Consider the following 24,317-nt stretch of genomic DNA (forward strand, 5'->3'; position numbering starts at 1 on the left):
CAGTCAAAATGTGGGAGGGGCTTGCCACCTCCCACACTCGATCTCCATTGGCTTTGAGATCCAGGCAACCCACGAATTCTAAGCGGAGCAGTTATGGTTGATCGGCACGACTACGTGGCCCTCGAATGGGTCAAGGGCGACATTGCCGAAACCCTGAAACAGGCCCGTTCGGCGCTGGATGCATTTGTCGAGACCCACGACGATGGCGTGATCAGCCAGTGCCTGGACGCTATCCACCAGGTGCATGGTGCGCTGCAAATGGTCGAGTTCTACGGCGCGGCGCTGCTGGCCGAAGAGATCGAAGAACTGGCCCTGGCGCTCCAGGCCGGGCATGTCGGCCAGCGCGAGGAAAGTATCCGCCTGCTGCAACAGGCCCTGGGCCAACTGCCGTTGTACCTTGACCGGGTGCACAGCGCTCGCCGTGATTTACCGCTGGTGGTGCTGCCGCTGCTCAACGACCTGCGCAGTGCCCACGGCGAAAGCCTGCTGTCGGAAACCAGCTTGTTCAGCCCGCAACTGCTGTCGATTGCGCCGCTTCCCGATGACGCCCTGGCTCAACGCGCGCCGGCCGACCTCCAGGCGCAACTGCGCCAGTGGCATCAACTGTTGCAGCAAGCCCTCGCCGGGCTGCTGCGTGAAGACCACGGGCCGAGCAACCTGGAAGATATGGCGCGGGTGTTCGCGCGCCTTGAGGCGCTGTGCCAGGGCGCGCCGCTGTTGCCGCTGTGGCAAGTGGCGTCGGCGCTGGTCGAGGGCATGCTCACCGGCGTAGTCGCCAACAGCCCGGCGCTGCGCAGCCTGCTCAAGGCCAGCGACAAGCAGCTCAAGCGCCTGCTGGCACAGGGCATCGGCGGGATCAACCAACCCGCACCGGATGAACTGCTCAAGAGCCTGTTGTTTTACGTCGCCAAAGTCACCCGACCGACCCCGCGCATGCAGAGTCTGAAAGAGCGCTACAGCCTGGATGAGGCCTTGCCCGACAGCACGGTGGTGGACGCCGAACGCGCGCGCCTTGCCGGGCCGGATCGCAACGCCATGGGCTCGGTGCTCGGTGCGTTGTGTGAAGAGTTGGTCCGGGTCAAAGAGCGCCTCGACCTGTTCGTGCGCAGCGACCGCCAGCACACGAGCGACCTCGACGCGCTGCTGGCGCCCCTGCGACAGATTGCCGATACCCTCGCGGTGCTGGGGTTTGGCCAGCCGCGCAAAGTCATCATCGACCAGCTGGCCGTGGTATTGAGCCTGGCCCAGGGGCATCGCGAGCCCAACGATGCGGTGTTGATGGACGTCGCCGGCGCGCTGCTCTATGTGGAAGCCACGCTGGCGGGAATGGTCGGCACCGTCGAGCCGGAAGGCCATGAAGAGAGCCGCCTGCCCACCACCGACCTGACCCAGATCCACCAGTTGGTCATCCGCGAATCCTGCCAGTGCCTGCAGCAAGCCAAGGAGCTGGTGATCGACTGTATCGAAGCCGATTGGGACCGCCAGCGCCTGGAATCCCTGCCGGAACTGCTGAGCCAGGTGCGCGGCGCGCTGGCGATGATCCCCTTGCCCCGCGCGGCAAGCCTGATGCGCGGTTGCACCGATTATGTCGACGAACAGTTGATGGTCAACGACAACCCGCCGTCGGAGGTACAACTGGGGCATTTCGCTGACGTGATCAGCAGCCTGGAGTATTACCTCGAACGCATGCTCCAGGACCCGGACGCCGCCGGTGAACGGGTGTTGGAAATGGCCACCCAAAGCCTGGCTGCGCTGGGCTACCTGCCTGCCGAAAAACCCTGGCGCCAGGCGCTGGCAGCACCCGATGGCGCGCTATCGAGCGAGGTTGCGCCCAGCCAGTCGCAGTTCGACGCACTGGCCAACCCCACTTCGGGCCTCAATCCGCCGGCCTTGCAACGCCCCGGTAGCCTGCTGCCGCCGCCGGCCGATGAAGCGCCCATCGACGATGAACTGCGCGATGTCTTCCTCGAAGAAACCGAGGAAGTCCTTGAGGTGCTGCACCGTCACCTGCCCAACAGCGCGGACAAAACCGCCCAGGGCGAAATGCGCCGCGCTTTCCACACCCTGAAAGGCAGCGGCCGCATGGTACGCGCCCTGGTGCTGGCGGAGCTGGCCTGGGCCGTGGAAAACCTGCTGAACCGTGTGCTCGAGCGCAGTGTGGCCCTCGGCCCCGAGATCCAACAGGTGCTGGATGACGCCGTGGCCCTGCTGCCGGCATTGATCGCCGACTTCGCGACGGGCGAGCAACACCAGCGCGATGAGGTCGACGCCCTGGCCGCCCGCGCCCACGCCTGGGCCAACGGCGCAGGGTCAGGCGCCGAACCCCACGATCCGATGTTGCTGGAGATCTTCCGCAACGAAGCCCAGAGCCATCTGGACAGCCTCAACCACTTCCTGCAACAGGCCGCCGAGCATGTGCCGCTGCAAGTCAGCGATGAACTGCAACGGGCCCTGCACACCCTCAAGGGCAGCGCCTACATGGCTGGCGTGTTGCCCATCGCCGAGCTGGTGCGCCCACTGGATCACCTGACCCGCGAATACAAGGCCCATCGCCTGCCGCTGGACCTGGACGAAGTCGAGTTGCTGCTGGAAGCCGAAGGCCTGTTCCAGCGCGGGTTGCGTCAACTGGACCGCGATCCCCTGGTGCCGATCAAGGGCGCGGATGACTTGATCCGCCGTACCCAGGCCCTGCTCGACCATCAACTGGCCGCGCTGCTCGACGCCCCCAACACGGGGTTGCGGATCAAGCGCGACCCGCAACTGATTGCCAACTTCCTGGCCCAGGGCATGGACATTCTGCTCGACGCCGAAAGCCTGCTGCGCCGCTGGCAGCAACACCCCGGCGAACGCCAGGAACTCACCGCGCTGCTGGATGAATTGACCACGTTGGGGGAGGGCGCGCATGTTGCTGACCTGCACGCCATCGATGAACTCTGCGAAGCCTTGCTCGACCTCTACGGCGCCGTGGAAGAAAGCAGCCTGGCGGTCAGCGAGCGGTTTTTCCATGAGGCCGAACAGGCCCATGAGGCGCTGATCAGCATGCTCGATCAATTGGCCGCCGGCCAGGAAATCATCCCGGCTCCGGCACGTGTACACGCCCTGCGCGAACTGCTGGACGATGCGCTGGACCCTTCTGCCACCGGCCTGATCAAAAGCGACGGCAGCCGTACCCTGAGCATCTCCGAACTGGGCGCCGCCACCGCGCAACTGCAGGATGAAACGTGGATCGACGATGAACTCGTGGAGATCTTCCTCGAAGAAGCCGTGGATATCCTCGACAGTGCGGGGCAGTCGCTCAAGCGCTGGCTGCTGGAGCCGGACAGTGCCGCGCCGTTGTCGTCCCTGCAGCGCGACCTGCACACCCTCAAGGGCGGCGCGCGCATGGCCGACATCGGACCGGTGGCCGACCTTGCCCATGAATTGGAGTGCGTGTACGAAGGCCTGGTGGATCGGCGCTACAGCTACTCCAGCGAGCTGTCGCAGGTGCTGATGGCCAGCCATGAGCGACTGGCCTTGCAACTGGAGGAACTGCAGCACCATCAACCCTTGAGCGACAGCGCCGAACTGGTCGCCAGGTTGCGCGCGCTACGCCAGGGCGGCATGCCGGCTGCACAGGCCGCTCCACCTGCGGAAACGCCGGGCACCGACCCCGAGTTGCTGGACATCTTCCTCGAAGAAGCCGCCGACATTCTCGACAGCTCCGGCAGCGCCTTGCTGCGCTGGCAGGCCGAGCCGAACAATCGCCAGGAAGTCGAAACCCTGCTGCGCGACCTGCACACCCTCAAGGGCGGCGCGCGCATGGTCGAGATCGGGCCGATCGGTGACCTGGCCCATGAGCTGGAATTTCTCTACGAAGGGCTATCCGCCGGTTTGCTCGCGCCGTCCGCCGAACTGTTCGCGTTGCTGCAGGGCTGCCACGACCGCCTGGCGCAGATGATCGACGCCGTGGCGGATGGGCTGCCGGTGGGTTCGGTGGACAAGCTCATCGAACGTATCAAAAGCCTGGTGCACCCCAGCGATGAGCCCGTGACGCCCGTGGCGCTGCCCGCAGGCAAGGTCGAAGCGGTGGTTGATCCCGGCGCCGACATGGTGAAGATTTCCGCTGACCTGCTGGACGACCTGGTCAACCTGGCCGGCGAGACCTCGATCTTCCGTGGCCGTATCGAGCAGCAAGTCAACGACGCGCGCATTGCCCTGCATGAGGTGGAAACCACTATCGAACGCATGCGCGACCAACTGCGCCGCCTCGACACCGAAACCCAGGGGCGCATCCTCAGTCGTCAACAGGCCGAGGCCGAGCGCCTGGGCTATGAAGAATTCGACCCGCTGGAAATGGACCGTCATTCGCAGTTGCAGCAACTGTCCCGGGCGCTGTCGGAATCGGCCTCCGACCTGCTCGACCTCAAGGACACCCTCGACCGCCGCAACGAGGACGCCCATGGCCTGTTGCAGCAACAGGCGCGCATCAACACCGAGTTGCAGGAAGGCCTGATGCGCACGCGCATGGTGCCCTTCGAACGCATGCTGCCGCGCCTCAAACGCATCGTGCGCCAGGTGGCGGGCGAGTTGGGCAAGGACGTGGAATTCATCGTCGGCAATGCCGAGGGCGAGATGGACCGCAATGTGCTGGAGCGCATGGCGGCACCGCTGGAACACATGCTGCGCAACGCCGTCGACCATGGCCTGGAGTCCCGCGATGCGCGGCTGTTGGCCGGCAAGCCGGAGAAGGGCCGCATCACCCTGGACCTGACCCACGAAGGCGGCGATATCGTTTTCGACATGCGCGACGACGGTGCCGGCGTGCCCCTGGAAGCGGTGCGGCGCAAGGCGATCAAGCGCGGTTTGCTCGCCCCTCATCAAGAGATGAGCGACCGTGATGTGTTGCAGTTCATCCTGCAGCCGGGGTTCTCCACGGCGGAAAAGATCACGCAGATTTCCGGGCGCGGCGTGGGCATGGACGTGGTGCACGAAGAAGTGCGCCAGCTCGGCGGCTCGATGTTCATTGACTCGACACCGGGGGAGGGCGTGCACTTTCGCATCCGCCTGCCGTTTACCGTGTCGGTCAATCGGGCGTTGATGGTGCACTGCGCGGACGATCAATACGCGATCCCGCTCAACACCATCGAAGGGCTGGTGCGGGTGCTGCCCCATGAGCTGGCGGGGCACTACCAGCAGGATCCGCCGTGTTATGAATATGCCGGCCAACGCTACGAGCTGTTTTACCTGGGTGACCTGCTGCACACCGTCGGTCGCCCGAAATTACTGGGCCAGTATCAACCCGTGCCGGTGTTGCTGGTGCAGTGCAACGAGCGCCGTGTGGCGGTGCATGTGGACGCCATGGCCGGCACCCGGGAGATTGTGGTCAAGGGCCTGGGCCCGCAGTTTTCCGGGGTGCAGGGGTTATCCGGCGCGACCATCCTGGGGGATGGGCGCGTGGTGTTGATCATCGACCTGCTCGCGCACATCCGCGCCCGGCAACCGGCCTTGCCGGCCCAGGCGGTGGATGCTCCGTTGATCCTCAACGACCCGCTGAAAAAGCGCCCGCTGCTGGTGCTGGTGGTGGACGACTCGGTCACCGTGCGCAAAGTCACCAGCCGCCTGTTGGAGCGCAACGGCATGAACGTACTCACCGCCAAGGATGGCATCGACGCCCTTGCCGTGCTCGAGGAACATACCCCCGACCTGATGCTGCTCGACATCGAAATGCCGCGCATGGACGGCTTCGAAGTCGCCATCCAGGTGCGCAACGACCCCCGGCTGATGCGCCTGCCGATCATCATGATCACCTCCCGCACCGGCCAGAAACACCGCGACCGCGCCATGGCCATCGGCGTCAACGACTACCTGGGCAAGCCGTACCAGGAATCGGTGCTGCTCGAAAGCATCGCCTACTGGAGCAAATCCCGTGCTTGACCACCGTACCAGCCAACTCACCGGCCTGCTCCTGCCCCTGGCCGACCGCCACCTGATACTGCCCAACGTCGCCATCGCCGAGTTGATCGACTTCCAACGCGGCGAACCGGCCAGCGATGCGCCGCCGTGGTATTTGCGGCAAGTGACGTGGCGGGATCGGCAAATCCCGTTGATCAGCTTTGAAGCGGCGTGCGGCGAGGCCGGCGTGACCGGCGAACGCTCGCGGATCGTGGTGTTGAATGCACTGGGCGGCCGACCGACGTTGAAGTTTATTGCGCTGGTGATCCAGGGGATTCCACGGTCGTACAAGCTCGATAGCGAATTGAGCTACGTGGACGTGCCGCTGTGCCCGCTGGAACTGGCGGCGGTGCAGGTGGGGGAACAGGTGGCTAAGGTGCCGGATTTGATGGGGCTCGAGGCGTTGCTGGTGGAGTCCGGGTTGGCGTGAATCTAAGTCATGTGAGGATCCCCTGTGGGAGGGGCATCTGAATGTGATATTGCGTAGCAGCTGTCGAGCCCCGGCGAGGCTGCGCTTGCGGCCCGTCTGACACACCGCTGACGCAGCCTCGCCAGGGCTCGACAGCTGCTACGCAGGGAGACTTGCTCAAGCCCTCAATCAATCCGCGCAAACCGCTCAATTAACGGCTGCTCCCGATGCTCGGCCTGCCACAAGTCGTAGGCACTTTGCATCGATAGCCATAGTTGTGCAGTACTTACGCCGGCTCGCTCCAACCGGACGGCAAGGTCCGGGCTGACGGGAGCGTGGCCATGCAAAATCCTTGAAAAAGTCTCGCGGGCGAAGCCAAGGCGTCTGGCCATTTCGGTGATGGTAATACCGAGGGCCGGGACTACATCCTCAAGCAGAATTTCGCCTGGGTGAGGTGGGTTGTGCATACCCATATCGATACCTCCACTCAGTGGTAATCAAGATAATCGACCAGTTCGACCTGATCGTCGAACATTCGAAAAATGATGCGCCAGTTACCACTTATGCTGACGGACCAGTAGTCGATCAGGTCGCCCTTCAAACGGTGGAAGCGCCAGCCGGGCAGATCCAGTGCATCTGGGTGCTCGGCCTTGTCCAGAATGAGCAGCATGCGGCGCAAGCGCTTTGCATGATTTGCGTTGATGCCTCTGGTTGAACCGGTCTCATAGAACGCCCTGAGTCCTTTATGTTTCCAGCTGACGATCATGGCGCGATTGTGATGTGATACATCACGCTCTGCAATGGCCTTGCATCGGGATTAACGATCGGGTTCATGATGCCTGCCCGTAGCTATTCGGAGCGAAAAGGCTAGGGACAACGGTTCCGAGCAACAACCTGAAAAGTCTGTCAGATAATTCTCTTCTGAGTGTCGATGATCGTTCCCACGCTCCGCGTCACCCTATTGCAGGGCTTTGGCCTTGCGCTGGCTGGCGGCTGCGGCTGGGGCTTCGGATTTTTCCTGCAAGATTTTGGGTTATGCATGAACTTGTCGCGTGCAGTCAGCGCGCCTAGTCTTCGTCCCGTCATCGCAAAAAACGGTGACACGGACGTGCAAGTCCGGTTACATGTCGGCGCACCAACGCCCATAGCCATTCAACGGGCGTTTTTTATGCCTGCTGTATTTGTTATGGCGGCTGTGCGTGGGAGATCCTTCGGGGTCTGCCGGGGTCCGATATGCCCGGTCTTGCACACCTGCGCACAGCTGCCACCTTAATTCGCGTGCAAGCGGAAAAGGGCAGTCTCCATCACATATCGGAGTTGTAAATCATGGTTAAACCTACCCCCAATCCGCCCGCAAGCCTCTTCACCGTAAACCCCCACCAAAACACCGAAACCCTGCTGGTCAACGCCAGCGAAACCCTGTCCTCCCTCAACGCACTCACCTGCAACCTGGCCTTCGACCTGGACACTTCCCAGCGCGCCATCATGCTTGGGATCCAGCAAATGGCCGAGTTGGGGCAGTTGTTGGTGGATAGAGCTCTGGAGCAGGTCAGCCCTTCTGCGGAAGAGGTCCCAGCCAGGGACTGATCATTCCCTTTTTGGGACCGCTATCTAACAGGCACTACTGAGCAAATGTGGGAGGGGCGGTGCGACGATTCGACTTGCCCCCGATGGCTGAGTGTCAGTTGATACATCACTTAGCTGACCCACCGCCATCGGGGGCAAGCTCCCTCCCACATTTAGATCATCTCTTGGCTCGGGTCAGCATTTGCTGATGCTCCATTACTCCAACCGTAACGATCCGCCGCCCAGCTTGATTGATGGCCCCCTGAATCACTCCTAAGGTACAGCCCACGACAGCAAACCCGTGGAGCGACCATGACAACAACAATAAACCCCGACTCGCGCTGGACGCGGCGGCGCGACGAGAAGCAGCGGCGGCTGGGGCTGGTCAAAAAAATCGCAGACGGGGCCGTGTTGCCCAGTGACAGGATTGTCGAGGCGCTTGAGGCGCTGATCCTCCCCGGCGACCGCGTGGTGCTGGAAGGCAACAACCAGAAGCAGGCCGACTTCCTCTCGCGCTCCCTGGCCCAGACTGACCCGGCCAAACTCCACGATTTGCACATGATCATGCCCAGCGTCGGGCGGTCCGAGCACCTGGACCTGTTTGAAAAGGGCATTGCGCGCAAGCTGGACTTTTCCTTCGCCGGCACCCAATCCCTGCGCATCAGCCAACTGCTCGAAGACGGCCTGCTGGAAATCGGCGCGATCCACACCTACATCGAGCTCTATGCACGGCTGGTGGTGGACCTGATCCCCAACGTCGTACTGTCCGCCGGTTTCATGGCCGACCGTGCCGGCAATATCTACACCGGCGCCAGCACCGAAGACACCCCGGCTCTGATCGAACCCGCCGCGTTCAGCGATGGCATCGTGATCGTGCAGGTCAACCAGTTGGTGGATGACGTCAGCGACTTGCCCCGCGTCGACATCCCCGCCAGCTGGGTGGATTTTGTGGTGGTGGCCGACAAGCCGTTCTACATCGAGCCGCTGTTCACCCGCGACCCGCGCCATATCAAGCCGGTGCATGTGTTGATGGCGATGATGGCGATCCGCGGCATCTACGAAAAACACAATGTGCAGTCCCTCAACCACGGCATCGGCTTCAACACCGCCGCCATCGAATTGATCCTGCCCACCTACGGTGAATCCCTGGGCCTGAAGGGCAAGATCTGCCGCAACTGGACCCTCAACCCGCACCCCACGCTGATCCCCGCCATCGAAAGCGGCTGGGTGGAAAGCGTGCATTGCTTCGGCACCGAACTGGGCATGGAGAACTACATCGCCGCGCGCCCGGATGTGTTCTTCACCGGCCGCGACGGTTCGATGCGCTCCAACCGAATGTTCTGCCAGCTGGCCGGCCAATACGCGGTGGACCTGTTTATCGGCGCTACCCTGCAAGTCGACGGCGACGGCCATTCCAGCACCGTGACCCGTGGCCGCCTCGCCGGCTTTGGCGGGGCGCCGAACATGGGCCACGACCCGCGTGGCCGTCGTCACGGTACGCCGGCATGGCTGGACATGCGCCACGGCGACGCGCCGGAAGCGCTGCTGGAGCGCGGCAAAAAGCTTGTGGTGCAGATGGTCGAGACCTTCCAGGAAGGCGGCAAGCCCACCTTCGTCAACACCCTGGATGCGGTCGAAGTGGCGCGCAAAAGCGGCATGCCCCTGGCGCCGATCATGATCTACGGTGACGACGTCACCCACCTGCTCACCGAAGAAGGCATCGCCTACCTGTACAAGGCGCGGTCCCTGGAAGAGCGCCAGGCGATGATCGCCGCCGTCGCCGGGGTCACCGCCATCGGCATGCGCCACAACCCCAAGGACACCGCGCGCATGCGCCGCGAAGGCCTGATCGCCTTGCCCGAAGATTTGGGCATCCGCCGTACCGACGCCACCCGCGAGTTGTTGGCCGCCAAGAGCGTGGCCGACCTGGTGGAGTGGTCCGGTGGCCTGTACAACCCGCCCGCCAAATTCAGGAGCTGGTAAATGCGCGCCCTTAAACTGCACGAACTCAGCCTCGCGGATCGCCTGGCGGATATGGCCGTCGATGCGCTGATCGATGAAGCCGACCTGTCGCCCAAGCCCGCCCTGGTGGACCGTCGCGGCAACGGCGCCCACAGTGATTTGCACCTGGGGCTGATGCACGCCTCGGCGCTGTCGCTGTGGCCGATGTTCAAGGCAATGGCCGAGGCGGCGCTTGAACTCGGTGAAGTCGGCTTGCCCCTGCGCGAAGCCCTCGGCCGTATCGGGCGCGAAGGCGAACAGGCGATGCTCGTCACCACCCACGGCGTGAACACCCATCGCGGTGCGATCTGGGCCCTTGGCCTGCTGACCGCAGCGGCTGCCCTGGAACCGCGAGCCATAACGCTGAACGCCGCCAGACTGGCCCTGCTCAACGACCGTTACGCGCCCCAATCGATGAGCCACGGCGCCCAGGTCGCGCAACGCTACGGCGCACGTGGTGCCCGTGAAGAAGCGCAACTGGGCTTCCCCGCCGTGACCCAACGCGGTCTGCCGCAACTGCGCCAGAGCCGCCGCCAGAACGTCGGTGAACAGAACGCGCGTCTTGACGCCTTGCTCGCGATCATGACCGACCTGGCCGACACCTGCGTGCTCTATCGCGCCGGCCTGGAAGGCCTGCATGCCATGCAGCGCGGTGCCCAGGCCGTGCTCGACGCCGGCGGCAGCGCAAGCCTCGCCGGGCGCCGCCAACTGCATGAGCTGGACCATCAACTGCTGGCCCTGAATGCCTCCCCCGGTGGCGCCGCCGACCTGTTGGCCGCCTGCCTGTTTATCGACCGCCTCGACGGAGCGTTGTGATGGAAACCTTATCCTTTGAATTCCCCGCCGGGCAGCCGCCAACAGGCCGTGCGCTGGTGGGTTGCGTCGGCTCGGGCGACCTGGAAGTGCTGCTGGAGCCGGGCACGGCCGGCACGTTGACCATCCAGGTACAGACCTCGGTGAATGGCGCCGAACAACGCTGGCAGCACCTGTTCGAACGCATTTTCCAGGAGCAGACGCCACCCGCCCTGAACATTGATATCCACGATTTCGGCGCCACCCCAGGCGTGGTGCGTTTGCGCCTGGAACAGGGATTCGAGGAGATCGGCCATGACTGACTTGCTGGCTAAACACAGCTTCGTGGAACTGGGTGCGCGGCAGCGGGCCAAGGCCTTGTTGGATGCCGGCACCTTTCGCGAACTGATCGACCCGTTCCAGAGGGTCATGTCGCCCTGGCTCAGCCGCCAAGGGGTGGTGCCCCAGGCCGATGACGGCGTGGTGATCGCCAAGGGCAGCATCGGCGACTTGCCCGTAGTGATTGCGGCCATTGAAGGTAACTTCCAGGGCGGCAGCCTCGGTGAAGTGGGCGGCGCGAAAATCGCCGGCGCCCTGGAACTGGCCGCCGAAGACAACCGCAAGGGCATCCCGACCCGCGCCGTGCTGCTGCTGGAAACCGGCGGCGTGCGCTTGCAGGAAGCCAACCTCGGCCTGGCCGCGATTGCCGATATACACGCGGCGATTGTCGACCTGCGCCAGTACCAGCCGGTGATCGGCGTGGTGGCGGGCAGCGTTGGCTGTTTCGGTGGCATGTCCATCGCCGCCGGGCTGTGCAGCTACCTCGTCGTCACCCGCGAAGCGCGCCTGGGCCTGAATGGTCCGCAGGTGATCGAACAGGAAGCCGGGTTGGAAGAGTACGACTCCCGCGACCGTCCTTTTATCTGGAGCCTCACGGGCGGCGAACAGCGTTTCAACAGCGGCCTGGCCGACCGTTACGTGGCCGACGATGCGGCGCAGATCCAGCAGACGGTCAGCGCGTTGTTGCAGCAAGGCGTGCCCGCCCAACAACGCAGTCGCCAGGCTGATTATTACCTCACACGCTTGGCCGAGTTGGACGCCGTAGCGCAAATCGACCCGGCGACGGTGCGCGAGCTGTATCAGGGAGAACGCTCATGAGAGGCTTGCAGTGGTTCAACGCATTGAGCGCCGGCGCTCCAGTTGTAGACGATTTGCCGGCGTCGCTGAGGGTGGCCGACGGTGTATTGGGTGAGCAACAGGTGCGCTTTGTCGCCGTGGTGACCGACGCGCAAAACCGCTTCCCTCGGGCGCGCAATGGCGAAGTCGGCCTGCTCGAAGGCTGGGGCCTGGCCAAGGCCGTCGATGAGGCCATCGCCCGCGGCGACAAGCGGCCCATCATCGCCATCGTCGATGTGCCCAGCCAAGCCTATGGCCGTCGCGAAGAAGCCCTCGGCATCCACCAGGCCCTGGCCGCTGCGGCCGACAGCTATGCCCGCGCGCGCCTCGCCGGCCACCCGGTGATTGCGCTGCTGGTGGGCAAGGCCATGTCCGGTGCGTTCCTGGCCCATGGCTACCAGGCCAACCGCCTGATTGCCCTGCGCGACCCCGGCGTAATGGTGCACGCCATGGGCAAGGCCTCGGCCGCGCGGGTGACCCTGCGCAGCGTCGAAGAGCTGGAAGCCCTGGCCGCCAGTGTGCCGCCCATGGCCTATGACATCGACAGCTATGCCAGCCTCGGCTTGCTGTGGGAGACCTTGTCGGTCAGCCAGATTGAACAGCCCACGGCGGACGATGTAGCGCGGGTCAGTGATTGCCTGGTGAATGCGATCAAGGACATCGGCAGCGCCGATCTGCGCGGACGCCTCGGCGCGACTAATCGGGCAGCCTCCAGCCAGGTTCGCCAACTGCTGCGGGAACAATGGTGAACGCCCACGACTTGCTCTGGGGCATGACCCCGGCGCATGCGCCCGCCGGTGCTCCGACCTGGGTGCTGGAGGCGCTTGGCGCCGGCCATCCGGTGGTGGTGCGCCGCGCCATTGCCGCGCCGGGGTATGTGGCGGTCGGCGTGCGCGGGCGTTCGCGTGAGCAGCGGTTCGCCGCCGAGATGCCGCTGGCGGCGGTGCAGCGGCGCGTTGCACCGGAAGCCCTGCGCGACATGGTTTCGTCACGGGACTTACCCGCGCTGCACGCGCTTGCTCAATTGCGTTCGGTGCTGGTGCACGAGGCATGGGGCGTCAGCGGGAGCGCAGGCTTTGAATTGGCCACCGGCATCGAAGCACTGCATGCCCAGAGTGATCTGGATTTGATCCTGCGTACGCCCAAGCGCCTTGAACGCGCCGCTGCCGAGGACCTGCTGGCGAGCCTGGACACGACGGTGTGCCCTGTGGACCTGCAACTGCAAACCCCGTTTGGCGCCGTCGCCTTGCGCGAATGGGCCAGCGGCTCACGCCGTGTGCTGCTGAAAACCACCAGCGGCGCGCATCTTGTGCTCGACCCTTGGCAGGCCGTGGCATGAGCAGCCTGCTGGTGTTTCCAGGGCAGGGCGCTCAGCGACCAGGCATGCTGAAGTCGTTGCCCGAACCTGTGCTGGCAGAAGCCAGCGATGCCCTGGGCGAAGACGTGCGCGTGCTCGATTCCGCGCAAGCCCTGGCCAGTACCCGCGCTGTGCAACTGTGCCTGTTGATCGCCGGCGTCGCCCACGCCCGCCTGTTGGAGCGCACCCCGGATTACGTGGCGGGCCTGTCCATCGGCGCCTACCCGGCTGCGGTCATCGCCGGGGCCCTGGATTTTGCCGATGCGGTAAAGCTTGTGAGCCTGCGCGGCCAACTGATGCAAAACGCTTATCCACACGGCTACGGCATGACCGCGATCATCGGTGTGGAGTTATCCACCGTCGAAACACTCCTCGCCGACATCCACAGCCCTGAAACCCCGGTGTACCTGGCCAATATCAACGCCGATAACCAAAGCGTGATCGCCGGCAGCGACGAGGCCATGAAGCGTGTTGCCGCGCGCATCAAGGGCAACGGCATCGCCAAACGCCTGGCCGTCAGTGTGCCGTCCCATTGCGCGCTGCTGGAGCAATCGGCCCAGGCCCTGGCCCAGGCATTTGTCCCGCTCAAGGCGCCGCGCATCACCTACCTGAGCAGCACCCGCGCGCGGCCGATCCACAATCCCGAACACCTGCGCGACGACCTGGCCTTCAACATGTGCCGCGTCGTTGACTGGCGCGGCACCGTACAAAGCGCCTACGAGCGCGGTGTGCGCCTGCAAATCGAACTGCCCCCGGGCGCCGTGCTCACCGGCCTGTCACGCCGCGTGTTCGAACAAGGCACCGTGATCGCCTGCGAAGGCGCACGCCTGGATACCTTGCAGGCCCTGCTGGAAGAGGAGGAGCGCCGCCACCGATAAAGCACCACCCAAGGCTGTCGAAGCACAAAAACAACAATTTCGATCGAGCACTTCGAGGACAACAACAATGATTATTTACGGTGTGGCATTGCTGGCGATCTGCACGCTGGCAGGCGTGATCATGGGCGACATGCTCGGCGTGTTGCTGGGCGTCAAATCCAACGTGGGCGGGGTGGGTATCGCCATGATCCTGCTGATCTGCGCTCGCCTGTGGATGCAAAAACGCGGCGGCATGACCAAGGAGTGCGAGATGGGCGTGGGCTTTTGGGGCGCCATGTATATCCCCGTGGTGGTGGCGATGGCCGCGCAGCAGAACGTCGTAACCGCCCTGCACGGCGGCCCGGTCGCGGTGCTGGCGGCGATTGGTTCGGTGGTGGTCTGTGGTTGCACCATTGCGTTGATCAGCCGTACTCACAAGGGCGAGCCTCTGCCCGCCGAAGAGCCGCTGATCGTGCCTGCGGGAGGTCGCTGATATGTGGGATCTCATCGAAAAAGGCCTGGAACATAACGGCCTGATCACCGCGTTTGCGTTTGTTGGCGTGGTGATGTGGATTTCCGTGGTGCTGTCCAAGCGCCTGACGTTCGGGCGCATCCACGGCTCGGCGATTGCCATCGTCATCGGCCTGGTCCTGGCCTGGGTCGGCGGCACCCTTACCGGCGGGCAAAAAGGCTTGGCCGACCTGGCACTGTTCTCTGGTATTGGCCTGATGGGCGGCGCGATGCTGCGCGACTTCGCCATCGTTGCCACGGCGTTCGAGGTGCAGGCCACCGAGGCGCGCAAGGCCGGGATGATCGGTGTGATTGCGCTGCTGCTGGGCACGATCCTGCCGTTTATCGTCGGCGCCAGCATGGCCTGGGTGTTTGGCTATCGCGACGCGATCAGCATGACCACCATCGGCGCGGGTGCGGTGACCTACATCGTCGGCCCGGTGACCGGTGCGGCGATTGGCGCGACTTCGGATGTGATGGCACTGTCGATTGCGACCGGGTTGATCAAGGCGATCCTGGTGATGGTCGGCACCCCGGTGGCGGCGCGTTGGATGGGCTTGGACAATCCGCGTTCAGCGATGGTGTTCGGTGGCTTGGCCGGCACCGTGAGCGGCGTGACGGCAGGGCTGGCGGCGACGGATCGGCGCTTGGTGCCGTATGGCGCGTTGACGGCGACGTTCCATACCGGGCTTGGGTGTTTGCTGGGGCCTTCGTTGCTGTACTTCATTGTGCGTGGGTTGGTGGGCTGACCTTGAGGGTTGCGGAGTGTCAGGCTGTTCCCTGCCGATTGGCATACATCCGACACTCCGCCAACAACGCGAGTAAATTCGGATCACGCTCCTTGGCCTTCAGGAACACCACCCCGATATGCTGCTGCAACCGATACCTGGGTTGCAGCGGTATCAGCTTCACGCGGTTCTCGTACACCGCCGCGATCCTTCCTGGCAGCAACGCATAACCCACCCCCGAACTGACCATGCTCAGCAGTGTGAAGATGTCATTGACCTGCATCGCCACCTTCGGCTCGAACCCCGCCTGCTTGAATACCCGGTTGCCATCCTGGTGGGTGGCGAAGCCTTGGGTGAGGGTGATGAAGGTGGCGTCGCGGACGTCGGCCAGGTCGATTTCCTGGGCGCGGTCGAAGGGTGAGTCGGCGGGGGTGGCGAGGAAGATGTCGTCGCAGAACAGCTCGATCTGTTCGCAGTCGGGGTCGTTGGCGTGTTCGTCGAGGGAGATGAGGATTGCGTCGACTTCCATGTTCTTGAGCTTGTACAGCAGGTCGAAATTGGAGCCGAGGATCAGGTCGATATTGAGTTCGCTGCGCCTGATCTTCAGGCCCATGATCAATTGCGGCACGGTCTTGACCGTCAGCGAATACAGCGAGCCGAGCTTGAAGCGTTCGGCGGAGAAGCCGGCGGCTTCGCGGGTCAGGCGTACGCTGTCGACCACATCGGCGATGAGTTTCTGTGCGCGTTCTTCCAGCACGTAGGCGCTTTCCAGCGGGGTGAGGTTGCGGCCCTCGTGTTTGAACAGCGGGCAGCGCAAGGCATTTTCCAGCGAGTGGATGGCGCGGTGCACGCTGACATTGCTGGTTTGCAGCTCGGCGGCGGCGCGGGCCAGGTTGCCGGTGCGCATGAATGCCAGGAAGATTTCCAGTTTCTTGAGGGTGAATTCTTCGTCGATCAGCATGGCCGTGGGCTCTTGTTCGAATGCGTCCGATTGTGCCCGCAAAACCCGGCGGCGTCCTCGGAACGTCACAAGTCGCTTGCACTCTTATGCGCAAGGCTGGACGCTTGCCAGCCAGTTCCAGCGGCTACAGGAGGTCAGTGACAGATGTATCACGGGGAACGATTCAACGCCTGGAGCCATTTGCTCGGTGCAGTCGCGGCGTGTATTGGCGCCGTGTGGATGTTGGTGGTGGCGAGCCTGGATGGCAGCCCCTGGAAGATCGTCAGCGTGGCGATTTATGGCTTTACGCTGATGGTGCTGTACAGCGCGTCGACCGTGTACCACAGCGTGCAGGGGCGGCGAAAAGAGATCATGCAGAAGGTCGATCACTTTTCGATCTACTTGCTGATCGCCGGCAGCTACACGCCGTTTTGCCTGGTGACGTTGAGAGGCCCGTGGGGCTGGACGCTGTTCGGCATCGTGTGGGGGCTGGCGGTGATCGGCATCCTGCAGGAGATCAAGCCGCGTTCCGAGGCGCGCATCCTGTCCATCGTGATCTACGCGGTGATGGGCTGGATCGTGCTGGTGGCGGTCAAGCCGCTGATCGCCGCGCTGGGCACCGCCGGGTTTATCTGGCTGGCGGCGGGCGGGGTGCTGTACACCGTCGGCATCATCTTCTTTGCCCTGGAGGATCGCCTGCGGCATTCCCATGGGATCTGGCATTTGTTTGTGATCGGCGGCAGCCTGCTGCATTTCGTGGCGATCATGCACTACGTGTTATAGGCGCTCCAGCAGCTCCTGAGCCCGGTTGCCGAGGATCTGTAGCAGGTTGGCCAGCATATGCGGCGGTGGTTCATTGGCACGGGTCAAGGCGTAGAGGGTGATCGGCAGAGGCGGTGTAAGTGTGCGGATGCAGGTGGTCGCCGTCGATGCGCCGAGGGCGGTAAAGGGGTCGATGACCGTCAAGCCGGCGCCGGACTCCACCATCGCCCGTGCCAGGGAATAGGTTTGCACCGAGATCGTCACCCGAGGCGGCGGGTCGACGCTCTCCAGGTAGTTGTCGAGCTTCGCCGCCAGCGGGTCGGCGCTGGACAGGCCAATCAGCGGTGCTCCCGCCAGGTCTGCCAGGGGCAGGGCTTGATGCAGCTCAGCGTCCGGCCAGTAGTTTTTCGACGCCAGGGCCACCAACACACCGTTGGCCAGCACTTGTGTGGTCAACCCGGGATGGCCGGAGAAGCTGAGGGTCAGTGCCAGGTCGATCTCGCGCATCAACAGTTTTTGCACCAGCTCGCGGCTATGGTCGCTGGACAGTTCGCAGGCGATGTCCGGGTAGTCGCGCTTCCATTCCAGAATCGCCGGGGGCAGCAGCGACAGCGCCAATGCCGGGATTGCACCAATCCGCACACTTTGCCCCGGGGCGCGGCGCAGGCTCTTGGCCAGGCGCCGCACGCCTTGCAGGCTCGCGGTGACTTTTTCGACTTCGCTTTCCAGCGCCAGGGCTTCGGGCGTGGGCTGCAATTTGCCGCGTACCCGCAAAAACAGCGGGAAACCCAATTGTAACTCGGCATGTTGCAACACCTTGGTCACCGCCGGTTGGGAGACATGCAGCAACTGCGCGGCGGCGCTGATGGAGCCGGTCTGGCGGATGGCCTGGAAGATTTCGATATGACGCAAGCGCATGGCAGGTCCATAACCTTTGTTTATAGGTGCCCCATCTTTATTCATTGTCGGCGGCCTGTCACCTGCACCTACCCTGGGGCTTTCTTGGATCAAGGGCTGGGGGTGTTGAATGGCCAGGCAGGTTTGCATCATTGGTGGAGGCGTTATCGGCCTGGCGAGTGCCTACGCGTTGGTACGTGCAGGTCATGAAGTGACGGTGATCGACGCGCGTGACACCGTGGGCAGCGAAACCAGCTTCGCCAATGGCGGGCAATTGTCCTACCGCTACGTCGCACCGCTGGCGGATGCGGGAGTGCCGCTACAGGCGATTGGCTGGTTGCTGCGCGGTGACTCGCCACTGAAGCTGCGCCCACGCCTGGATCCCCGACAATGGCGCTGGATGGCCGCGTTCATCGGCGCCTGCCGTGGCTCGGTGAACAAGCGCAACGCCGCGCACTTGCTGCGCCTGGCGAGCCTGAGCCAAAACACCTTGCAGCAATGGCGCGTCGACGATCGCCTGGACACGTTCAACTGGCGGCGTAACGGCAAGCTGGTGACCTTTCGCAATGCCGACACCTTTGAGCGTGCGCGCAGCAAGGTCACCGATATCCTGCAACAACAGGTGCTGTCGGCGCTGGATTGTGCGCGGCTGGAGCCGGCGCTGGCGCAGGTGGCGGGTGAGTTTGTCGGTGGTATCTATACGCCCAATGAAGAAGTGGCGGACTGTCATGCCTTCTGCCAACAGCTGGCGGCACGCCTTGAAGCGTCGGGGCGCTGCACCTTTCTGCTGGGGCGCAAGGTCACTAGGATTCGCCATGCCGACGGCGCGGTACAGGCCATCGAGCTGGGCGGCGAAGTGATGCCGGTGGAACACCTGGTGCTGGCGGCCGGTCATCGCGCCGCCGAGTTGGCATTGCCCGGCGTGTCACTGCCACTGTATCCACTCAAGGGCTATAGCCTCAGCGTACCGATTGGCGCACAGCACCAGGCGCCGAATGTGAGCATCACCGACTACGACCGCAAGATGGTCTACGCGCGTATCGGCGAACAGCTGCGGGTGGCGGCCATGGTGGATATCGTCGGCTTTGACGCCAGCCTTGAGCCCAAGCGCCTGGCGCTGATGAAACGCCAGGCGGTCGAGACATTTCCTACCGCTGGCGACTATGCCAATGCTGTGGAATGGGCCGGTATGCGTCCCGCCACCCCGACCGGTGTGCCGCTGATTGGCCCCAGCGTGTATCGCAACCTGTGGCTGAACCTGGGCCACGGCGCCCTCGGCTTTACCCTGGCGTGCGGCAGCGGCCAATTGCTGGCCGAGCTGATCGGCCACCACCTACCTTCCATAGATATGCAGGGCCTGGCGCCCCGCGCCGCGTGAGGATTGACCCATGACCATCAACCGAATCAGCAGCAACGACCGACTGTCCGGCGCCGTCACGTTCAAGGATCTGGTATTCCTTTCGGGCCAGGTGCCCGGCGAAGGCCTGGATGTGGCGACGCAGACCCGCGAAGTGCTGGCCAGGATCGATGCGCTGCTGGCCCAGGCCGGCAGTGACAAGGATCATTTGCTCAATGCGACCATTTACTTGAAAGACATCGGCAGCGGTTTCGCGCCGATGAATGATGTATGGGCCGCCTGGCTATCGCCCGGGATGGCGCCGACGCGCACCACCCTGCAGGCGGAGCTGGCGAGGCCGAGCGTGCTGGTGGAAATCAGCGTGATTGCGGTACGAAAATAACGTCAAAGACCAACGGAGAATAACAATGAAAAAAATCCTGTTGACCGGCTGCACCCTGGGCCTTTTGCTGGGAGTACACGCCCATGCCAACCAGGCGCCGCTGGACGGTACGCTGGGCAAGATCGCCAGTACCAAGTCCATCACCCTGGGTTATCGCGATGCGTCGGTGCCGTTTTCCTACGTGGGGGATCACAGCGGCAAGCCGATGGGCTATTCGGTGGACCTGGCCAGTAAGATCGTCGAGCGTATCCAGCAGAAAACCGGGGTGGCCGACCTTAAGGTGAAGTACAACCTGGTGACCTCTCAAACGCGGATTCCGCTGGTGCAGAACGGCACCGTCGACCTGGAATGCGGCTCCACTGGAGTCACGGCCGAGCGGCAGAAGCAGGTGGCATTTTCCTACGGGTTTATTTACGTGAAAGGCCAGTTGTTGACGGCTAAGGACAGCGGCATCAAGGGCTTCGCCGACCTGGGGGGCAAGAACGTGGTGACTACCGCCGGCACCACCAACGAGCGTTTTCTAAAGAGCTACAACGCCGAGCACAAGAGCAATATGTTCGTGATCAGCGCCAAGGACCACGGCGAGGCGTTCAAGATGCTCGAGACGGGCCGAGCGGCCGCGTTCTATATGGACGATGCATTGCTCTACGGCGAACGTGCCAAGGCCAAGGACCCACACAACTGGGTGGTGGTGGGCGAGGAGCAGTCGCGGGAGATCTACAGCTGCATGGTGCGCAAGGATGATCCGCAGTTTCTCGCGGTGGTCAACGAGACCCTCGGCGACCTGTACCGTTCGGGGGAGATCAACGGGATTTACCAGCGCTGGTTTGAACAGCCGATTCCGCCCAAGGGCTTGAACCTGGAATTCCCGATGACCAGTGAGTTGAAGGCGATCATTGCCAAGCCGATCAGCGATCCGGTGGAGTAAGAAGGGGTAACCCCATCCAAATGTGGGAGGGTTTGCAAAGTGGGTTAGAAGTCGCCCCACAGCTGCTGGGCTACCGCCAATGCCACCACCGGCGCAGTCTCGGTGCGCAACACACGCGGGCCGAGGCGGGCGGCGTGGAAGCCGGCGCCTTGGGCCACTTCGACTTCCCCATCCGTCAATCCACCCTCGGGCCCGATCAGGAACGCCAGGCTCGCAGGTTTGGCATGGCTGACCAGCGGCTCGGCCACCGGGTGCAGCACCAGTTTCAGGTCCGCCTCGACCTGCTTCAACCAGTCCGCCAGCAGCAACGGCGGGTGAATCACCGGTACCGTCGAACGCCCGCACTGCTCGCACGCGCTGATCGCCACCTGGCGCCAGTGCAGCAGGCGTTTGTCGGCGCGTTCGTCCTTCAGGCGCACTTCGCAGCGGTCGCTGAAGATCGGCGTGATGGCGTTGACGCCCAGCTCGGTGGCTTTCTGGATCGCCCAGTCCATGCGTTCGCCCCGGGACAGGCCCTGGCCGAGGTGGATGTGCAGCGGCGATTCGGCCTGGCCGGCGAAGCTTTCGGTCAGTTGCACAGTGACGCGTTTTTTCCCGACTTCCAGCAGGCTGCCCAGGAACTCCTGGCCGGAGCCGTCGAACAATTGCACGGCGTCACCTTCGCCCATGCGCAGCACGCGGCTGATGTAGTGCGCCTGGGCTTCGGGCAGTTCGTGATCGCCGAGGCTCAGCGGGGGGTCGGTGAAAAAGCGGGACAGTCTCATTTTGGTTCTCTGGAAAAAGGTGTAGGTGTGCCGGCAATCAACCCGGATCGCGGAAACCAGGGTGGAAATCCTTCGGCACCGCCACGCTGACTTTGCTGTTGGTGGCGATGTCGATGCCTTCGCTGGCGACTTCGGCGAGGAAGTCGATCTGCTCCGGTGTAATCACATAGGGCGGCAGGAAATACACCACGCTGCCCAACGGCCGCAACAACGCGCCGCGTTCCAGGGCGTGTTCGAACACCTTGAGACCACGGCGCTCCTGCCACGGGTAAGCGGTCTTGGTGGCCTTGTCCTGGACCATCTCGATGGCCAGCACCATGCCGGTCTGGCGTACTTCCGAGACATGCGGATGGTCGACCAGGTGCGCCGTTGCCGTGGCCATGCGCCGCGCCAGGGCCTTGTTGTTTTCGATGACGTTGTCTTCTTCGAAAATATCCAGGGTTGCCAGGGCCGCCGCACATGCCAGCGGGTTGCCGGTGTAGCTGTGGGAGTGCAGGAAGGCGCGCAGGGTCGGGTAGTCGTCGTAGAACGCGTCATAGACGTCATCGGTGGTGACCACGGCGGCCAACGGCAGGTAGCCGCCCGTCAGGGCCTTGGACAAGCACAGGAAGTCCGGGCGGATGCCGGCCTGTTCACAGGCGAACAGGGTCCCGGTGCGGCCGAAACCCACGGCGATTTCATCGTGGATCAGGTGCACGCCATAGCGGTCGCAGGCCTCGCGCAGCAGCTTGAGGTACACCGGGTGGTACATGCGCATGCCGCCGGCGCCCTGGATCAGCGGTTCGACGATCACGGCGGCGACGCTGTCGTGGTGCTCGGCCAGGGTCTGTTCCATGGCCAGGAACATCGTGCGCGAGTGTTCTTCCCAGCTCATGCCCTCGGGGCGCAGGTAACAATCCGGGCTCGGCACCTTGATAGTGTCCAGCAGCAGCGCCTTGTAGGTCTCGGTAAACAGCGGCACGTCGCCCACCGACATCGCGGCGATGGTTTCGCCGTGGTAGCTGTTGGTCAGTGTGACAAAGCGTTTTTTGTTTGGCAGGCCACGGTTGAGCCAATAGTGAAAGCTCATCTTCAGCGCGACTTCAATGCACGACGAACCGTTATCGGCATAGAAGCAGCGGGTCAGGCCCTCAGGGGTCATCTTGACCAGGCGCTCGGACAGCTCGATCACCGGCTGGTGGCTGAAACCGGCGAGGATCACGTGTTCCAGCTGGTCGACCTGGTCCTTGATGCGCTGGTTGATGCGCGGGTTGGCGTGGCCGAACACGTTGACCCACCAGGAGCTGACGGCGTCGAGGTAGCGCTTGCCTTCGAAGTCTTCCAGCCAGACGCCTTCACCGCGTTTGATCGGGATCAGCGGCAGTTGCTGGTGGTCTTTCATCTGGGTGCAGGGATGCCACAGCACCGCGAGGTCGCGTTGCATCCACTGGTTGTTCAAGCCCATCGGTGATCTCCTCGAAGCGGTCCTGCGAGCGGCGCAGGTGAAACAATCGCGCAAGCCTATGCAATGGTGGCCCCGGTCACAAGCCATTGTGGGGAATTCGGAGTAAACGTAGGACGGACTGTCACGTTTCTTAGGAATAGTCCTTAATCCTTGGTTAACTTATTGTGCATACGCTCTAGATCGTATTTCTCGATATTTCAAAGCAAAATTTTCCGCTTTAATTCGATAGGTAAATCGCTAGTCTTGGGCGCAGCTCTTACGGGATTAAGTACATGCAGCTACGTAACTCACCGGCCCGTTATGGCTGGGTCAGTATGGTTTTGCACTGGGGCGTGGCCCTGGTGGTGTTCGGCCTCTTCGCCCTGGGCTTGTGGATGGTGGGCCTGGACTACTACAGCGCCTGGCGCAAGGAAGCACCGGACCTGCACAAGAGCATCGGCATCACGCTGTTCGCCATCATGCTGGTGCGTATTGTCTGGCGCCTGATCAGCCCACCGCCTCCGCCGCTGGCCAGTTACAGTCGCTTGACCCGTATCGGTGCCGCGTTCGGCCACGCGTTCCTTTATCTCGGGCTGTTTGCCGTGATGATCGCCGGTTACCTGATTTCCACCGCAGACGGTGTCGGTATCCCGGTGTTTGGCCTGTTTGAAATTCCTGCCGTGGTTTCCGGTCTACCGGACCAGGCAGACACCGCTGGCGTGGTGCACCTGTACCTCGCCTGGGTGTTGGTAGTCTTCGCCGGCTTGCACGGCGTGGCTGCGTTGAAACACCACTTTATCGATCGTGATGCGACCCTCTCGCGAATGCTGGGGCGCAAAGCCTGATGTTCAACCTCGACTCACAAGGAATAGAAAGCATGTTGAAAAAGACCCTCGCCGCTCTGGCAATCGGTACAGCGCTGCTGTCTGCAGGTCAGGTGATGGCTGCCGACTACAAGATCGACAAGGAAGGCCAGCACGCCTTCATCGACTGGAAAATCAGCCACCTGGGCTACAGCTACATCCACGGTACCTTCAAGGACTGGGATGGTACGTTCAGCTGGGATGCCGCCAAGCCTGAAGCCAGCAAAATCGCGGTCGACGTGAAAACCGCCAGCCTGTGGTCCAACCACGCCGAACGTGACAAGCACATCGCCAGCAAGGACTTCCTGGATGTCGGCAAGTTCGCCGATGCCAAGTTTGTCTCCACTGCGGTTAAATCCACCGGCGAGAAAACCGCTGATGTGACCGGCGACCTGACCTTCCACGGCGTGACCAAGCCTGTGACCTTCAAGGCCACGTTCAACGGTGAAGGCAAGGATCCATGGGGCGGCGAACGTGCCGGCTTCAACGCCAAGACCACGCTGAACCTGAACGACTTCGGCATCAAGGGCCCAGGCCCGACTTCCCAGACTGTCGACCTGGACATCTCGCTGGAAGGCGTCAAGCAGAAGTAATTTCTGTCCGCACACAAAAAACCGGATCTCAGCATCCGGTTTTTTTGTGCCTGCGTTTATTTCCTGTAGTGAGCGAGCTTG

General features: G+C 63.1%; 24 protein-coding genes. 18 read left to right on the plus strand and 6 right to left on the minus strand.

Annotation, left to right across the window (positions count from 1 at the left end; translation table 11 throughout):
- Window positions 1–93 precede the first annotated feature (93 nt).
- Window positions 94–5,913 carry an Hpt domain-containing protein gene (locus tag Q8X51_RS10350; protein WP_065946513.1) on the plus strand — a complete coding sequence of 1,940 codons (5,820 nt, stop codon included), beginning with the start codon at window positions 94–96 and terminating at the stop codon, window positions 5,911–5,913.
- On the plus strand, window positions 5,906–6,361 hold the full coding sequence (locus tag Q8X51_RS10355) for a chemotaxis protein CheW (RefSeq protein ID WP_137212363.1): 456 nt from the start codon (window positions 5,906–5,908) through the stop codon (window positions 6,359–6,361). The genes Q8X51_RS10350 and Q8X51_RS10355 overlap by 8 nt, the downstream gene beginning before the upstream one ends.
- Before the next feature lie 164 nt (window positions 6,362–6,525).
- Here the strand turns inward: Q8X51_RS10355 and Q8X51_RS10360 are convergent, their stop codons facing one another.
- Entirely contained in the window at window positions 6,526–6,813 is a 288-nt protein-coding gene (locus tag Q8X51_RS10360; RefSeq protein WP_407693678.1) for a HigA family addiction module antitoxin, read from the minus strand.
- Between the two features lie 14 nt (window positions 6,814–6,827).
- Entirely contained in the window at window positions 6,828–7,106 is a 279-nt protein-coding gene (locus tag Q8X51_RS10365; protein ID WP_065923839.1) for a type II toxin-antitoxin system RelE/ParE family toxin, read from the minus strand.
- Between the two features lie 560 nt (window positions 7,107–7,666).
- On the opposite strand from Q8X51_RS10365, the gene Q8X51_RS10370 reads away from it, so the two are divergent.
- From Q8X51_RS10370 to madM, 10 genes are all read left to right on the plus strand, one after another.
- Entirely contained in the window at window positions 7,667–7,927 is a 261-nt protein-coding gene (locus Q8X51_RS10370; RefSeq protein ID WP_065923838.1) for a DUF6124 family protein, read from the plus strand.
- Between the two features lie 291 nt (window positions 7,928–8,218).
- Window positions 8,219–9,889, plus strand: coding sequence for a malonate decarboxylase subunit alpha (gene mdcA / locus Q8X51_RS10375; RefSeq protein WP_065946510.1), 1,671 nt, complete (start codon window positions 8,219–8,221; stop codon window positions 9,887–9,889).
- On the plus strand, window positions 9,890–10,723 hold the full coding sequence (locus Q8X51_RS10380) for a triphosphoribosyl-dephospho-CoA synthase (RefSeq protein ID WP_065923836.1): 834 nt from the start codon (window positions 9,890–9,892) through the stop codon (window positions 10,721–10,723).
- Entirely contained in the window at window positions 10,723–11,022 is a 300-nt protein-coding gene (locus Q8X51_RS10385; RefSeq protein ID WP_065923835.1) for a malonate decarboxylase subunit delta, read from the plus strand. The genes Q8X51_RS10380 and Q8X51_RS10385 overlap by 1 nt, the downstream gene beginning before the upstream one ends.
- Window positions 11,015–11,857, plus strand: coding sequence for a biotin-independent malonate decarboxylase subunit beta (locus tag Q8X51_RS10390; protein ID WP_065923834.1), 843 nt, complete (start codon window positions 11,015–11,017; stop codon window positions 11,855–11,857). Before Q8X51_RS10385 ends, Q8X51_RS10390 begins: the two co-directional genes overlap by 8 nt.
- Window positions 11,854–12,624, plus strand: coding sequence for a biotin-independent malonate decarboxylase subunit gamma (mdcE, locus tag Q8X51_RS10395; protein WP_065946509.1), 771 nt, complete (start codon window positions 11,854–11,856; stop codon window positions 12,622–12,624). The genes Q8X51_RS10390 and mdcE overlap by 4 nt, the downstream gene beginning before the upstream one ends.
- Complete coding sequence (locus Q8X51_RS10400; RefSeq protein ID WP_407693677.1) at window positions 12,618–13,214, plus strand: malonate decarboxylase holo-ACP synthase; 597 nt, start codon at window positions 12,618–12,620, stop codon at window positions 13,212–13,214. The genes mdcE and Q8X51_RS10400 overlap by 7 nt, the downstream gene beginning before the upstream one ends.
- Complete coding sequence (mdcH, locus tag Q8X51_RS10405) at window positions 13,211–14,110, plus strand: malonate decarboxylase subunit epsilon (protein ID WP_407693676.1); 900 nt, start codon at window positions 13,211–13,213, stop codon at window positions 14,108–14,110. Before Q8X51_RS10400 ends, mdcH begins: the two co-directional genes overlap by 4 nt.
- Window positions 14,111–14,177: 67 nt before the next feature.
- Window positions 14,178–14,582: a malonate transporter subunit MadL gene (gene madL / locus Q8X51_RS10410; protein WP_027606068.1), complete on the plus strand. Its 405-nt coding sequence runs from the start codon at window positions 14,178–14,180 to the stop codon at window positions 14,580–14,582.
- 1 nt (window position 14,583) lies between these two features.
- Window positions 14,584–15,348: a malonate transporter subunit MadM gene (gene madM, locus Q8X51_RS10415; protein WP_027606067.1), complete on the plus strand. Its 765-nt coding sequence runs from the start codon at window positions 14,584–14,586 to the stop codon at window positions 15,346–15,348.
- A 19-nt stretch (window positions 15,349–15,367) separates the two neighbouring features.
- Here madM and Q8X51_RS10420 read toward each other — a convergent pair whose 3' ends face one another.
- Entirely contained in the window at window positions 15,368–16,288 is a 921-nt protein-coding gene (locus Q8X51_RS10420; protein WP_065923829.1) for a LysR family transcriptional regulator, read from the minus strand.
- A 144-nt stretch (window positions 16,289–16,432) separates the two neighbouring features.
- Here Q8X51_RS10420 and trhA point away from each other — a divergent pair, with 144 nt between their 5' ends.
- The gene (trhA, locus tag Q8X51_RS10425) at window positions 16,433–17,050 is read left to right on the plus strand and encodes a PAQR family membrane homeostasis protein TrhA (RefSeq protein ID WP_027606065.1); all 618 of its coding nucleotides are present in this window, start codon (window positions 16,433–16,435) and stop codon (window positions 17,048–17,050) included.
- Here the strand turns inward: trhA and Q8X51_RS10430 are convergent.
- Window positions 17,045–17,947, minus strand: coding sequence for a LysR family transcriptional regulator (locus tag Q8X51_RS10430; protein WP_065947840.1), 903 nt, complete (start codon window positions 17,945–17,947; stop codon window positions 17,045–17,047). The two genes, trhA and Q8X51_RS10430, sit on opposite strands and share 6 nt — an antisense overlap.
- A gap of 109 nt (window positions 17,948–18,056) precedes the next feature.
- Between Q8X51_RS10430 and Q8X51_RS10435 the strand changes: the two genes are divergently transcribed.
- From Q8X51_RS10435 to Q8X51_RS10445, 3 genes are read left to right on the plus strand one after another with little or no spacing between them, the layout of a single operon-like run.
- Window positions 18,057–19,304, plus strand: coding sequence for a D-amino acid dehydrogenase (locus Q8X51_RS10435; RefSeq protein ID WP_065947839.1), 1,248 nt, complete (start codon window positions 18,057–18,059; stop codon window positions 19,302–19,304).
- Window positions 19,305–19,314: 10 nt separating this feature from the next.
- On the plus strand, window positions 19,315–19,665 hold the full coding sequence (locus Q8X51_RS10440) for a RidA family protein (RefSeq protein ID WP_065947838.1): 351 nt from the start codon (window positions 19,315–19,317) through the stop codon (window positions 19,663–19,665).
- 25 nt (window positions 19,666–19,690) lie between these two features.
- On the plus strand, window positions 19,691–20,593 hold the full coding sequence (locus Q8X51_RS10445) for a transporter substrate-binding domain-containing protein (protein ID WP_065947837.1): 903 nt from the start codon (window positions 19,691–19,693) through the stop codon (window positions 20,591–20,593).
- 44 nt (window positions 20,594–20,637) lie between these two features.
- Here the strand turns inward: Q8X51_RS10445 and Q8X51_RS10450 are convergent, their stop codons facing one another.
- Both Q8X51_RS10450 and Q8X51_RS10455 read right to left on the minus strand, forming a co-directional pair.
- Window positions 20,638–21,357, minus strand: a complete 720-nt coding sequence (locus tag Q8X51_RS10450; protein WP_407693675.1) for a 16S rRNA (uracil(1498)-N(3))-methyltransferase — start codon at window positions 21,355–21,357, stop codon at window positions 20,638–20,640.
- A gap of 37 nt (window positions 21,358–21,394) precedes the next feature.
- Window positions 21,395–22,801, minus strand: a complete 1,407-nt coding sequence (locus Q8X51_RS10455; RefSeq protein WP_065923823.1) for an adenosylmethionine--8-amino-7-oxononanoate transaminase — start codon at window positions 22,799–22,801, stop codon at window positions 21,395–21,397.
- A gap of 272 nt (window positions 22,802–23,073) precedes the next feature.
- Here Q8X51_RS10455 and Q8X51_RS10460 point away from each other — a divergent pair, with 272 nt between their 5' ends.
- Window positions 23,074–23,625, plus strand: a complete 552-nt coding sequence (locus tag Q8X51_RS10460) for a cytochrome b (protein ID WP_065923822.1) — start codon at window positions 23,074–23,076, stop codon at window positions 23,623–23,625.
- A 32-nt stretch (window positions 23,626–23,657) separates the two neighbouring features.
- A complete protein-coding gene (locus Q8X51_RS10465; protein ID WP_027606057.1) occupies window positions 23,658–24,236 on the plus strand; it encodes a YceI family protein in 579 nt (192 codons plus the stop codon).
- The last annotated feature ends 81 nt before the right edge of the window (window positions 24,237–24,317 follow it).

It is taken from the genome of Pseudomonas sp. Yb2C2, from assembly GCF_052112325.1.
GTDB lineage: Bacteria > Pseudomonadota > Gammaproteobacteria > Pseudomonadales > Pseudomonadaceae > Aquipseudomonas > Aquipseudomonas marginalis.

What these genes read in the sequence shown, in the direction of transcription:
- Q8X51_RS10350 (WP_065946513.1), top strand. Translation starts at nt 94, where the DNA reads ATGGTTGATCGGCACGACTACGTGGCCCTCGAATGGGTCAAGGGCGAC.
- Q8X51_RS10360 (WP_407693678.1), bottom strand. Translation starts at nt 6,813, where the DNA reads ATGGGTATGCACAACCCACCTCACCCAGGCGAAATTCTGCTTGAGGAT.
- Q8X51_RS10365 (WP_065923839.1), bottom strand. Translation starts at nt 7,106, where the DNA reads ATGATCGTCAGCTGGAAACATAAAGGACTCAGGGCGTTCTATGAGACC.
- Q8X51_RS10370 (WP_065923838.1), top strand. Translation starts at nt 7,667, where the DNA reads ATGGTTAAACCTACCCCCAATCCGCCCGCAAGCCTCTTCACCGTAAAC.
- mdcA (WP_065946510.1), top strand. Translation starts at nt 8,219, where the DNA reads ATGACAACAACAATAAACCCCGACTCGCGCTGGACGCGGCGGCGCGAC.
- Q8X51_RS10380 (WP_065923836.1), top strand. Translation starts at nt 9,890, where the DNA reads ATGCGCGCCCTTAAACTGCACGAACTCAGCCTCGCGGATCGCCTGGCG.
- Q8X51_RS10385 (WP_065923835.1), top strand. Translation starts at nt 10,723, where the DNA reads ATGGAAACCTTATCCTTTGAATTCCCCGCCGGGCAGCCGCCAACAGGC.
- Q8X51_RS10390 (WP_065923834.1), top strand. Translation starts at nt 11,015, where the DNA reads ATGACTGACTTGCTGGCTAAACACAGCTTCGTGGAACTGGGTGCGCGG.
- mdcE (WP_065946509.1), top strand. Translation starts at nt 11,854, where the DNA reads ATGAGAGGCTTGCAGTGGTTCAACGCATTGAGCGCCGGCGCTCCAGTT.
- Q8X51_RS10400 (WP_407693677.1), top strand. Translation starts at nt 12,618, where the DNA reads ATGGTGAACGCCCACGACTTGCTCTGGGGCATGACCCCGGCGCATGCG.
- mdcH (WP_407693676.1), top strand. Translation starts at nt 13,211, where the DNA reads ATGAGCAGCCTGCTGGTGTTTCCAGGGCAGGGCGCTCAGCGACCAGGC.
- madL (WP_027606068.1), top strand. Translation starts at nt 14,178, where the DNA reads ATGATTATTTACGGTGTGGCATTGCTGGCGATCTGCACGCTGGCAGGC.
- madM (WP_027606067.1), top strand. Translation starts at nt 14,584, where the DNA reads ATGTGGGATCTCATCGAAAAAGGCCTGGAACATAACGGCCTGATCACC.
- Q8X51_RS10420 (WP_065923829.1), bottom strand. Translation starts at nt 16,288, where the DNA reads ATGCTGATCGACGAAGAATTCACCCTCAAGAAACTGGAAATCTTCCTG.
- trhA (WP_027606065.1), top strand. Translation starts at nt 16,433, where the DNA reads ATGTATCACGGGGAACGATTCAACGCCTGGAGCCATTTGCTCGGTGCA.
- Q8X51_RS10430 (WP_065947840.1), bottom strand. Translation starts at nt 17,947, where the DNA reads ATGCGCTTGCGTCATATCGAAATCTTCCAGGCCATCCGCCAGACCGGC.
- Q8X51_RS10435 (WP_065947839.1), top strand. Translation starts at nt 18,057, where the DNA reads ATGGCCAGGCAGGTTTGCATCATTGGTGGAGGCGTTATCGGCCTGGCG.
- Q8X51_RS10440 (WP_065947838.1), top strand. Translation starts at nt 19,315, where the DNA reads ATGACCATCAACCGAATCAGCAGCAACGACCGACTGTCCGGCGCCGTC.
- Q8X51_RS10445 (WP_065947837.1), top strand. Translation starts at nt 19,691, where the DNA reads ATGAAAAAAATCCTGTTGACCGGCTGCACCCTGGGCCTTTTGCTGGGA.
- Q8X51_RS10450 (WP_407693675.1), bottom strand. Translation starts at nt 21,357, where the DNA reads ATGAGACTGTCCCGCTTTTTCACCGACCCCCCGCTGAGCCTCGGCGAT.
- Q8X51_RS10455 (WP_065923823.1), bottom strand. Translation starts at nt 22,801, where the DNA reads ATGGGCTTGAACAACCAGTGGATGCAACGCGACCTCGCGGTGCTGTGG.
- Q8X51_RS10460 (WP_065923822.1), top strand. Translation starts at nt 23,074, where the DNA reads ATGCAGCTACGTAACTCACCGGCCCGTTATGGCTGGGTCAGTATGGTT.
- Q8X51_RS10465 (WP_027606057.1), top strand. Translation starts at nt 23,658, where the DNA reads ATGTTGAAAAAGACCCTCGCCGCTCTGGCAATCGGTACAGCGCTGCTG.